11 protein-coding genes are annotated in these 12,004 nt (G+C 34.0%); 4 read left to right on the top strand and 7 right to left on the bottom strand.

Going from position 1 to position 12,004, the window contains the following annotated elements; genetic code table 11:
- Positions 1 to 50 precede the first annotated feature (50 nt).
- From tsf to SD960_RS09725, 6 genes are all read right to left on the bottom strand, one after another.
- The gene (gene tsf, locus SD960_RS09700; protein WP_294928287.1) at positions 51 to 1,013 is read right to left on the bottom strand and encodes a translation elongation factor Ts; all 963 of its coding nucleotides are present in this window, start codon (positions 1,011 to 1,013) and stop codon (positions 51 to 53) included.
- A 134-nt stretch (positions 1,014 to 1,147) separates the two neighbouring features.
- Positions 1,148 to 1,945, bottom strand: a complete 798-nt coding sequence (gene rpsB, locus SD960_RS09705) for a 30S ribosomal protein S2 (protein WP_318802518.1) — start codon at positions 1,943 to 1,945, stop codon at positions 1,148 to 1,150.
- Positions 1,946 to 2,118: 173 nt separating this feature from the next.
- Entirely contained in the window at positions 2,119 to 2,505 is a 387-nt protein-coding gene (rpsI, locus tag SD960_RS09710) for a 30S ribosomal protein S9 (protein WP_007808909.1), read from the bottom strand.
- A complete protein-coding gene (rplM, locus tag SD960_RS09715) occupies positions 2,505 to 2,960 on the bottom strand; it encodes a 50S ribosomal protein L13 (RefSeq protein ID WP_026983738.1) in 456 nt (151 codons plus the stop codon). The genes rpsI and rplM overlap by 1 nt, the downstream gene beginning before the upstream one ends.
- Positions 2,961 to 3,153: 193 nt before the next feature.
- Positions 3,154 to 3,966, bottom strand: coding sequence for a ferritin-like domain-containing protein (locus tag SD960_RS09720; RefSeq protein WP_318802532.1), 813 nt, complete (start codon positions 3,964 to 3,966; stop codon positions 3,154 to 3,156).
- A gap of 26 nt (positions 3,967 to 3,992) precedes the next feature.
- A complete protein-coding gene (locus SD960_RS09725; RefSeq protein WP_318802534.1) occupies positions 3,993 to 4,739 on the bottom strand; it encodes a ferritin-like domain-containing protein in 747 nt (248 codons plus the stop codon).
- A gap of 194 nt (positions 4,740 to 4,933) precedes the next feature.
- Between SD960_RS09725 and SD960_RS09730 the strand changes: the two genes are divergently transcribed.
- Positions 4,934 to 5,959: a LacI family DNA-binding transcriptional regulator gene (locus tag SD960_RS09730; RefSeq protein ID WP_318802535.1), complete on the top strand. Its 1,026-nt coding sequence runs from the start codon at positions 4,934 to 4,936 to the stop codon at positions 5,957 to 5,959.
- A gap of 181 nt (positions 5,960 to 6,140) precedes the next feature.
- Here the strand turns inward: SD960_RS09730 and polA are convergent, their stop codons facing one another.
- A complete protein-coding gene (gene polA, locus SD960_RS09735; protein ID WP_318802536.1) occupies positions 6,141 to 8,981 on the bottom strand; it encodes a DNA polymerase I in 2,841 nt (946 codons plus the stop codon).
- Positions 8,982 to 9,295: 314 nt separating this feature from the next.
- Here polA and SD960_RS09740 point away from each other — a divergent pair, with 314 nt between their 5' ends.
- From SD960_RS09740 to SD960_RS09750, 3 genes are all read left to right on the top strand, one after another.
- Complete coding sequence (locus tag SD960_RS09740; RefSeq protein WP_318802538.1) at positions 9,296 to 9,505, top strand: hypothetical protein; 210 nt, start codon at positions 9,296 to 9,298, stop codon at positions 9,503 to 9,505.
- A 412-nt stretch (positions 9,506 to 9,917) separates the two neighbouring features.
- Positions 9,918 to 10,592: a response regulator transcription factor gene (locus tag SD960_RS09745; RefSeq protein ID WP_318802540.1), complete on the top strand. Its 675-nt coding sequence runs from the start codon at positions 9,918 to 9,920 to the stop codon at positions 10,590 to 10,592.
- Between the two features lie 7 nt (positions 10,593 to 10,599).
- Positions 10,600 to 11,937, top strand: coding sequence for a HAMP domain-containing sensor histidine kinase (locus SD960_RS09750; protein ID WP_318802542.1), 1,338 nt, complete (start codon positions 10,600 to 10,602; stop codon positions 11,935 to 11,937).
- The last annotated feature ends 67 nt before the right edge of the window (positions 11,938 to 12,004 follow it).

Genomic DNA, 12,004 nt, shown 5'->3' on the forward strand with positions numbered 1-12,004 from the left:
AAAAAGCCCGAATAAATTAATATTCGGGCTTTTTATATTGAAATAATATATTAACCTAAAGTAACTCTTTTGAAACCTGTAATTTCAACGTTGTATCCTTTTACATAATCACCAACTTTTTTACTGTCATCTTTGATGAAGTTTTGATCTAGTAAAGCTTTCTCTTGATCTAAAGTAGTATTGTCAGAGATGAAACGTTGAACTTTTCCTGGAATAATTTTATCCCAAATTTGCTCTGGTTTACCCTCAGCTTTTAATTCAGCTTTAGCATCTTCTTCAGCTTGTTTTAAAACTTCTTCAGTTAATTGAGAGTAAGAAATATATTTAGGAACATTTTTTAAAGTTTTTCCTAAACGTTTTGCTTCTTCATTATCTTTTTCGATTACAGCAATACGAGCAGCAAGTTCAGATTCAACGAAAGCAGGATCAAAATCTTTGTAAGATAATGTATCAGCTCCCATAGAAGCAACTTGCATAGAAACATCTTTAGTTAAAACGTCAGCGTTAGGAATTGCAGCAGAAATCGCCGTTAATGCAGCAATTTTATTAACGTGAACATAAGATCCAACGAAAGCGCCTTCTAAAATTTCAAAACCACCGATTTCGATTTTTTCACCGATAACACCAGTTTGCTCAATTAATTTTTCAGCAACAGTAATTCCGTTAAAATCTGAAGCTAAAAATTCTTCTTTAGAAGAGAAGTTAATAGCTCTTTCTACTAATTCTTTAGCCAAAGTTACAAAAGCCTCATTTTTACCTACGAAATCTGTTTCGCAGTTTAAAGTGATGATAGCTCCTTTAGTTTTGTCAGCATTAACAAAAGAAACAGCAGCTCCTTCAGAAGACTCACGGTCAGAACGGTTAGCAGCAACTTTTTGACCTTTTTCTCTAAGGTTTTGTATAGCTTTATCGAAATCTCCATCAGCTTCAACTAAAGCTTTTTTACAGTCCATCATTCCGGCACCTGTAGTTTGTCTTAATTTATTTACGTCTGCAGCAGTAATTGTTGCCATAATATTTTGATTTTAATGTTAAAAGTAAAAATTCCATCTTTTAAATCCCAAACTCCAATTTTAATAAATTATCAACATAACGTTTTTAATTATTCTTGGATTTTGGAATTTAAAATTTGGAATTTAAATTTGATTTATTCTTCAGTTGCAGGAGCAGCAGCTTCAACAGCTGGTGCAGCCTCTGCAGCAGGAGCAGCTTCAGCAGCAGCTTCTTCTGTAAATACTTCAGTTTCTTTGTCAGAACCTCTGTCAGAAAGACCTTCGATTACAGCAGCAGTTACTAAAGATAAAATTTTGTCAATTGATTTAGAAGCATCATCATTTGCAGGAATAACGTAATCAACCTCTCTTGGGTCAGAATTCGTATCAACCATTGCGAAAACTGGAATGTTTAATTTTTGTGCTTCTTTTATTGCGATGTGTTCAGCTTTGATATCTACTACGAACAATGCTGCAGGTAGTCTAGACATATCAGCGATTGAACCTAAGTTTTTCTCTAATTTAGCACGTAGACGATCAACTTGCAAACGCTCTTTTTTAGATAACGTCATGAAAGTACCATCTTTCTTCATTTTATCAATAGAAGACATTTTTTTAACTGCCTTTCTGATAGTTACAAAGTTAGTTAGCATTCCACCAGGCCATCTTTCAGTAATATAAGGCATGTTTGCAGCCTTTGCTTTTTCAGCAACGATGTCTTTAGCTTGTTTTTTGGTAGCTACGAATAAGATTTTTCTACCTGATGCAGCGATTTTTTTCAAAGCTTCATTAGCTTCTTCAATTTTTGCTGCAGTTTTATATAGATTGATAATGTGAATACCATTACGCTCCATATAAATGTAAGGGGCCATATTTGGATCCCATTTTCTAGTCATGTGTCCGAAGTGAACACCTGCTTCTAGTAAGTCTTTTACTTCTATTTTGTTTGCCATTTTTGTACTAGTTTACGTTCTGTTGATTAGCAATGTATAAATGGCGGTTTCCCAGGCTTTATACATTTAGATGCTAAACTATTTCCTACCTCGGTAGGAGAGCAACAACAACTGTGTTTTTTAATTTCAATAAATTGATGATGTCTTGTACCATATGCACAAGACAGGTAATATTAACGTTTAGAGAATTGGAATCTCTTACGAGCTTTCTTCTGACCGAATTTCTTACGTTCAACCATTCTTGGATCTCTTGTTAATAAACCTTCTGGTTTAAGGATAGCTCTGTTTTCAGCATTTACTTCACACATAACGCGTGCTAATGCCATTCTTACAGCTTCTGCCTGACCAGTTGAACCACCTCCGTAAACGTTTACTTTTACATCAAAGTTGTTTACATTTTCTGTCATAGACATTGGTTGTAAAACTTTGTATTGTAAAGTTGCAGTTGGAAAGTAAGTTGCGAATTCTTTTTTGTTTACAGTGATTTTTCCTGTTCCTTCAGAAACATATACACGTGCAACAGCGGTTTTTCTTCTACCGATTTTGTGAATAACTCCCATTACTTAAGATCGTTTAGGTTAACAGTTCTAGGTTTTTGAGCTCCATGAGTATGCTCAGCACCTACAACAACATTTAGATTTCTAAAAAGTTCAGCTCCTAATTTGTTTTTAGGTAACATTCCTTTTACAGCTTTTTCTACTAATAATGCAGGATTTTTAGATTGCAATACTTTAGCAGTTAAAGTTCTTTGTCCTCCTGGGTAACCTGTATGACGCATGTAAATTTTGTCATTCATTTTTGTACCTGTAAGGTTAATTTTTTCTGAGTTGATAACAATTACGTTATCTCCACAGTCAACGTGTGGTGTGTAACTTGGCTTGTACTTACCTCTTAAGATCATCGCAACCTTTGAAGCAAGACGACCTAAGTTATGACCTTCAGCGTCAACAACAATCCACTCTTTTGTTACAGTGGCTTTGCTAGCTGAAATTGTCTTGTAGCTTAATGCGTCCATAATATTATTTTAATTAAACATTCCATCCCCAATAAAGGGGATGCAAAAGTACAATTAATTATTTTAAAACCAAATACCTGAAAAGATTATTTTATCTACTGAAAATCAGGGCCTCCCTTTTTTATTTAAAACAATAAAAAAAAACCACCTTCACAATAACGCGAAGGTGGTTCAATATTTAGAATTGTTTTTGTTAAACAATAAATAAATTGGCAATATCAACTACCTGTTGTGTTGCAAGTGGCTCATCATAAGCTTCTGATCCGGCGGCTGCTCCAAATAAAGTAGCGGTATTATAACCTGCCTGTACCGTAACACCTTCTCCAGCGTAAACTGCCTGAGTTGCTTCGGGCATTCCTGCACCTCTTTCATCATTAGAAATCCATCCTTTTAATCCGCGTAAGCGTCGCACTTCTGATGCGTGACGTGCTTCTACAGAATGTATTTGTAATGCTGCAGTTAATAAATCCGGCGTTGTAATTAAATTTCCCGCCTGACCTTTATAGGCTCTTACTCCTGTATCCTCAAAGGCTTGTGCCAATGCTAAAAAGGTTTGATAATTGTCAAATGGATCAAATGCTCCGCCAACAGTAAAGTCAAAAGTAGGTTTCGGAACAAAATTCGCACTCATGCTACCGCCCAATCCTGCAATTAAAAAAGAAACGTGATCAGCTTCATGAGCTGCAATTTGCTGGAAAACTTTTAAATCGCGTCCGCCATTTTCTGATGCAGGAATTACTCCTGAATCTAAAGCCATTGCGTAAAATTCGTTTTCAAGATATTCTAAAGTCAGTGCAAATTGCAAAGCTCCAATAGGAGTTGCTGGTGTTGCCGTAATGTCTTTTGCTAATGCTTTATTTGCCATTGCAGATAATCCAAATGGGATTGATGCATATGCCAGTGTTTTTCCTATGTTTCCAAACTGCGAAAAACTGTCTCTGCGAGAGCCAGTGCTTCTCATTAAGCTATCATCAGTAAAGGTTTCTATAAATTTTAAAATATTCATAATTTCTAAGTTTTAGCTAGTTAAGATTAAGGTAAATATTTGGCAGTAAATTTTGTAGTAATAAATCCTCCCGCAATTGGCAGAATTTTTGAAGGATCTTTAGCAACATCTAATCCGGTTGATGTGTTAATAATATCGTCTCCGGCAAAATCTGCAGAATTTGGATTAATCAAACTTCTGATTGCTGAAGCATGTCTTGCCTCAACAGAAACAATTTTCCCAGCCAATACTAAATAATCAGGGCTTTTAATTAATTTTCCCGCTCCGTTATAAGCAGCGACCCCGGTATCTTCTAGTGCTTTTGCAGTAGCAAGAACTTCGGTACGGCTGTTAAAATTTAGAGCGCCATAATTAAAAGCCAGAGAAGGAAGTAATTGTGAGCTTGGATCAGGAAGCGCTCCGCTTAAAGCTGCTTTGAAGAAATCTCTGTGAATTACTTCATGATGGTATAAGTCAGTCAAAACCTGACGTTCTGTGTCGTTGAAAGTTGCATTGAAACTTGTAGCATTTACAACTTTAGTATAAAAATCTGCTTCAAGCTGTTCCAGAGCATAAGCATAAGTTAGTACGCCAAAATCTCCTGATCCCAAATCGAAAACACCATTTCGAATTCCAGGCAATGAAGTGTCATCCATTTCTTCATCGTTATCATTATCGCTGCATCCAGCCAAAACCAAACCTGCGGTAACTAATGTTAAGCCACTGAGCTTAAGAAAGCTCCTTCTGTTATTCAATGAAGGATCTACTTCATGAATTTTAACTTCGTTTTTCATAATTAAAGGTTTTTAATAAGGTTAATAACATGTATTAAGTTATTAACGAAATTTTAGGAAGGGCGGTTTTAAAAAATCAATCTTTTTTAGCTTTATTTTGAAAATGGCTTATAATTTGAAATAGTAATAGGTGTTTTTTGTTTTATTTTCGGTAATTCTACTATATTTGTATCAATTACATAAACATTTATTAGATGAAAGCTAAAGCAACTCTAAAACAAATTGCGAAAGAACTAGGTGTTTCTGTGTCGACTGTGTCTAAAGCATTGAATGACAGTCCGGAAATCAGTGAGCAAACGAAGGTGAAGATTAAGGAGTATGCCAAACTCAAAAATTATAAACCGAATGTTATTGGTCTAAATTTAAAAAATCGTAAAACCAAAACAATTGGTGTAATTATACCTAATATATTGAACTCCTTTTTTGCAAAGGTTTTTAGTGGTATCGAAAAGGTAGCCGATAAAAAAGGGTATAATGTAATTACATGTATTTCGAATGAATCTTTAGAAAAAGAAATTCATACGCTTGAAATGCTAAGCAACGGAACTATTGACGGATTTATTCTTTCTGTTTCTGAAGAAGCTCAGAAATTACAAGATTACAGTCATTTTTCTGCTATTATTAATGACGGAACGCCAATTGTAATGTTTGACAGAATTGCAGATGAAGTAGAATGTGATAAAGTTGTAGTTGATGATTTTGATTCGGCTTTAAATTCAACTCAGCATTTAATCAATTTGGGATGCAAAAACATTGCATTAATTTCTTCTGTAGATAATTTAAGTGTCGGGAAACTGAGAGCTGATGGATATTTGAAAGCTTTAAAAGACAATAATATTCCGGTAAACGAAAAAATTATTCTTCGTACCGATTCTGAAGATGATATGAAAGCTAAAATTGATGGAATCTTCGATCATAAAATCGATGCTATTTTTGCTTTGGATGAAAATGACTCAGTTGCTGCTTTAAGGGTAAGTTTGAAAAAAGGTTTTAGAGTTCCTGAAGATATTTCGATAATAGGATTTGCTGATGGAATTTTAGCATCAAGACGTTTATCACCAAGTTTAACTACAATTAGCCAACACGGAATTGAAATTGGAGAAGTTGCCGCTAAACAATTAATCAAACGTTTAGAAGAAAAAGAAGGTGAAACTTCAGATTACGAAACTATTGTAATTAAAACAAAGTTGAAGGAAAGAGAATCGACTAGAAAAGTTTAAATAAATAAAAAATCATCAAAAAAAGACTGTTCATTTGAACAGTCTTTTTTTGTTTTTGAGTCATTGCGAGGAACGAAGCAACCTCACTTTTGTGAATTACTTTGTATCTCTTATTAGTGAGATTGCTTCGTTCCTCGCAACGACAATAATGCGCTTTGATATATAAAAATCTAAAATTAAATTAATGCGCCGCCAGCCAATCATTACCCAGACCAAGTTCAACTTCTAAAGGAACAGCCATTATAAAAGCATTCTCCATTTCGTGTTTAATCATTGGCTGAATTTTTTCGAGTTCATCGTTGTGAACATCGAACACAAGCTCATCATGTACCTGAAGCAGCATTCTTGATTTCCAGTTTTCTTCTGTTAGTTTTTTATGAATGTTGATCATCGCAATTTTAATTACATCGGCAGCACTTCCCTGAATTGGTGCGTTTACGGCATTTCTTTCGGCAGCACTTCTAACCACTGCATTTGCAGAGTTAATGTCTTTTAAGTATCTGCGACGGCCTAAAATGGTTTGTACATATCCTTTTTCACGTGCAAATTCTATTTGCTCATTAATATAAGATCTTAATCTTGGATATGTTTTGTAATATGCCTCGATCAGAGCAGCACTTTCGCTTCTTGATAACGAAGTTTGATTGCTTAATCCGAAAGCAGAAACCCCGTAGATAATTCCGAAGTTTACTGTTTTGGCATTGCTTCTTTGTTCGCGTGAAACTTCTTCTAACGGAACATCAAAAACTTTTGCAGCAGTAGCTTTATGAATATCTTCTCCATCCTGAAAAGCTTTAATCATATTTTCTTCTCCGCTTAAAGCAGCAATAATTCTTAATTCTATTTGCGAGTAATCCGCAGAAATTAAAGTGTGATTTTCATCGCGGGCAACAAAGGCTTTACGAATCTGACGACCTCTTTCGGTACGAATCGGAATGTTTTGTAAGTTCGGATTATTAGAACTTAAACGTCCCGTTGCAGCAACGGTTTGCATATAATCGGTATGAACGCGCAAGGTTTTTTTATCGACTTGTTCCGGCAAAGCCAAAATATAAGTGCTTTGTAATTTCACCATTTGACGCCAATCCAGAATTTCTTTTACAATCGGGTTATCATTGGCCAAATAAGTCAAAACTTCTTCACCGGTTGCATATTGACCCGTTTTGGTTTTCTTTTGTTTTGCGCCGCCAATTTTTAATTTATCAAATAAAATATCACCTAATTGTTTCGGCGAAGCCAGATTAAATTTCTCACCTGCAGTTTCGTATATTTTTTCTTCTAAAGATTTAATTTCAATCTCCATTTCTTTAGACATGATACTTAAAAACTCCGTATCCAAACGAATTCCTTCGGTTTCCATTGCAGCTAAAACGCTTACTAACGGAATTTCGATTTCATCAAATAATTTTTTGGTTTCGGTTTTGTCTAGTTCTGCAGTGAAGATTTCTTTTAATTGTAAAGTAACATCAGCATCTTCTGCAGCATATTCCTTGATATCTTCAAGCGGAACCTGGCGCATCGAAATTTGATTTTTTCCTTTTTTACCAATTAAGGTTTCAATTGATTTTGGTGAATATTTCAAATAGGTTTCTGCCAAAATATCCATATTATGACGCATATCCGGATTAATCAAATAATGCGCAATCATGGTATCAAAAAGTTTTCCTTTTACAGTAACGCCATAATTAGAAAGAATTTTTAAATCATATTTTAAATTTTGACCAATTTTTTCGATGTTTTCATTTTCAAAAAACGGCTTGAATTTATCCACTAAAACCTGAGCTTCTTCCTGACTTTCCGGAAACGGAACATAAAATGCTTTTCCTTTTTCATAGGAAAATGACATTCCAACCAATTCTGCGTGCAATGCGTCTAAACCGGTTGTTTCGGTATCAAAACAAACAGAATCCTGCTTTTGTAAATTTTGTAAAAGCAATTTTATTCCCAAATCACCTTCAATAGCCTGATAAGAATGTGTTGTGTTTTCTAAAGTGTTGTAAAACGAAGTTCTTTCTTCAGTTTCTGCGTCTATAGTTGCACCACTTCCAAACAGATCAAATTGATCCTCGTTTTTAGGTTGTGGTTTTTTATATAATTTGGCTTCGTCACCTTTGTTGGCTAATTCATTTCCTCCGCCAACTTTAAATAGATTGTCGAATTGTTCTGCCATTCTTCTAAATTCCAATTCCTGAAAAATAGCATCTGTTTTTTCAATATCAGGGCGAGAAAGTTCGTAGTCATTCTCATTAAAAACGACATCACAGTCACATATAATAGTAGCCAGTTTTTTAGATAAAATTCCTTTTTCTTTATTGGCTTCGATGTTTTCTTTCATTTTACCTTTCAGTAAATGTGTGTTTTCCAAAAGATTTTCCATCGTACCAAATTCTTTCAGAAACTTTTTAGCAGTAACTTCTCCAACACCCGGTAATCCCGGAATGTTATCAACGGCATCTCCCATCATTCCAAGAAAGTCAATGACCTGATCTGGTCTTTCGATTTCAAATTTTGCTAAAACTTCTGGAACACCCCAGATTTCAATTCCATTTCCCATACGGGCAGGTTTGTACATGAATATATTTTCAGAAACCAATTGTGCAAAATCTTTATCGGGAGTAACCATAAAAACTTTGTAGTTTTCTTTTTCGGCTTGTTTGGCAATAGTTCCAATTAAATCATCAGCTTCACAACCGGCCATTTCGATAATCGGAATGTGCATGGCTCTTAATAAATCCTGAATATACGGAATCGCAATTTTAATCGCCTCAGGTGTTGCATCACGATTGGCTTTATAATCAGAATACATTTCAGTTCTAACCTGGCTTCCTTCTTTATCAAAAGCTACAGCTAAATGATCCGGTTTTTCACGTTTTATAACATCTAAAAGCGAATTCATAAATCCCATGATCGCTGATGTATCCATTCCTTTTGAGTTAATTCGCGGGTTTTTTATAAAGGCATAATATCCACGAAAAATTAATGCATAAGCATCGAGAAGAAAAAGACGTTTTTGAGTTGACATAAAAAAAATATTAGTCTGTAAAAATAAACAATTGGGTTCTCAAAAATTAGACTAATAAGAATTTTTTTTTCACCATATAAGTTATATGAGTTCATTTTAGTAAGGACGCGTAGCATTGTAGAGATGCAAAGCATTGAGTCTAACATTCCGTTTATAATTAAATGGACTTATATAGCTTATATGGTAGAAAAACATAAACCGTTAATATCTCGTTAAAATATTCAGGGTAGCTATTTTCTTCATTTTCTCTTCATTTTACAGAGGTAAATTTGATCTGTAAAATAAAAAGTAATAATTTTTAAATAGTAGAAATCATGAGAAATTTATTGATGTTATTAGTAGCAGTTTTAGGAACAAGTGTGATGGTAAGTGCATTTCCTGCAAAAGGAAAAGAAGCTCCGGTTAAAGAAATTAAAGCAACAAAACACCCGAGAACCAAAGCTGAGAAAAAAGCAAAATCTGAGAAAAAAATGACAACAAAATCAGAAACTGCTAAACCGGAAGCTGCAAAAGCAAGTAAATAATATTTTTTTTGTTTTGCTATCGAAGAATTGTAAGGGCAGAAAAACAGAAAGGATAATTATGGAGAGAGCTGATAGAGAAATTTATCAGCTTTTTTTTGATTCGTTAATTTTTTAATAATTGGGAACCACGCTTTTTAGAATTGTTTACTTTAGTTGCGCTTACAACAGATCAATTCTAAAACCTGTAGAGAGAAAAAAATTACCACGGAGAACGCAAAGTTTTTAAATATACTAAGTTTAGTAAAATCACAAAGTTCTCAAAGCTTTGCGGACTTAGATTGTGTAAACACAACTTTAATCTTAGTGAACTCTGCGAAAAACCTTTGAGTTCTCTGCGGTAAAAATAATTAGGACTATAATTTTTTAATATTTTCTACAACATTTTAACGTTGATCCCATAGAACATTGGCTTATGAATATTTTAATTGTTGAAGATAATAAAGAACTTGCTGCAGAAGTTTACGACTTTTTGTGCAACACGGGCTATATATGTAAAATTGCAAATACATGTGCTGATGCTTTAGAAGAAATAAACAGTAACGATTATGATGCCATGCTGCTTGATCTTGGTTTGCCTGACGGAGATGGTTTTGAGGTTTTGAAAACCGTTAGAAAATCAAAATCTAAAATAGCGGTAATTGTTATTACTGCACGCGGCGAACTCGACGACAGAATTAATGGACTGCATCTTGGTGCCGATGATTATTTGACAAAGCCTTTTGCTTTGACAGAACTTAGCGCCAGAATATTTGCTGTAATTCGCAGAATACATGGTTTTACTTTAAATGATTTACTGATACATGGATTTTCATTACAGTTGCAGGATTATAAAGTAAGTTATGATTCAATTCCGATTAATTTGACGAAAAAAGAGTTTGATATTTTTCAGTATTTGGTTCTGAATAAAAATCGGGTAATTACACGATTACAGCTCACAGAGCATATTTGGGGAGATATTCTCGAAGTCAATTCAGATTCTAATTTCATTGATGTTCATGTTCGAAATCTCCGAAAAAAGCTCGACAAACATACCGCCATAGATTGGTTCGAAACCGTACGAAATGTGGGGTATCGTATAAACGAATAAATAAACGATGAAAATAAAACATCAGCTCGCTATTTTTAATGCACTAACACGTTTGTTGGTGATTTTAGTTTTATGGTTGATGTTGCCGATTTTAGTTCAGAATGTAGTTTATAAACACATTAATAACGGATTACTCGAAAAGAAGAAAAAATTCATTGATCATTTAAACCAAAATGAAATTAATGATTTTATCGAAAACGAAGGTGATTCTACGGAGACCTATTCTCAGTTTTCGACTTTACACAGTGAATTTTTAGTTTTGTCGAGAACCTCAATTAAACCAAAACAAAACAAAACCACTTTTAGCAACGATCTCCGAATTATTGAAGGTGAAGAAAATGAATATAGAATTCTTCGTCATCATTTTACGTATGAAAATCAGCATTATCAGCTCGAAATTGGCAGCAGTCTTAGCGAAGTAAATGATCTTACGTTTATTATCAAGCTGTTTATTATTATCGTTTTGGTCGTTATTCTTCTGGTCACTTTTTTGGCAGATACTTTTTATATAGAATACTTACTTAAACCTTTTTATAAAATTATCGATACTAAAATAAGGCGCGTAAATGAACCCGAAGCGTTTGATTATACGCCCATAAATGCCAAATCGAGAGATTTTAGGGAACTGGATTTGGTTTTAAATCAAATGATGGACCGCATTGGAATTGTTTTCAAAAAAGAAAAACAATTTATTTCGAATGTTTCTCATGAGCTGCTTACGCCAATTGCTTTGCTAAAAAACAAATTGGAAAACTTGCTTCAAAATGGTTCTTTGGATGACAATGCAATTGATAAAATCGCCAGTTCACTCAAAACACTCGACATGCTCAAAAAAATCATTAATAATTTATTGTTGATTTCCAGAATCGAAAACAATCAATATGAAGCCAATGAAAATATTGATTTTAATGAAATCGTAAATGGTTTATACGAAGATTTACAGGATCGAATTGAAGATAAAGGTTTGCGGTTTGAAAATGCGATTCGGCACGATTTTCATTTTACAGGAAATAAAACACTAATTCATATTTTGTTGTATAATTTGGTAACCAATGCGATAAAGTACAATCGAGAGAATGGAAATGTCAAAGTTAGCGACGGATTTTCAAATCAAAATTACTTTTTATCTATTTCCGATTCCGGAATTGGAATGGATGAATCTCAACTAGAACGCATATTCACTCGTTTTACCCGCATTAGTTCAGATCAGGATGGGCAAGGCTTAGGTCTTGCTATTGCAGAAAGTATTGCTGTTTTTCATCACATTGAAATTAAAGTTACTTCGACTTTAAATCATGGAACGACGTTTTTATTATTGTTTCCAAATGCTGTAAAAGCCAATTAAATGTTAATTGTTTTAGTAAGATAATTTCTTCATTTTGTCTTCATTTGGCGATTATATCTTTGGCTTA

Source organism: Flavobacterium sp. MMLR14_040, from assembly GCF_033657265.1.
GTDB lineage: Bacteria > Bacteroidota > Bacteroidia > Flavobacteriales > Flavobacteriaceae > Flavobacterium.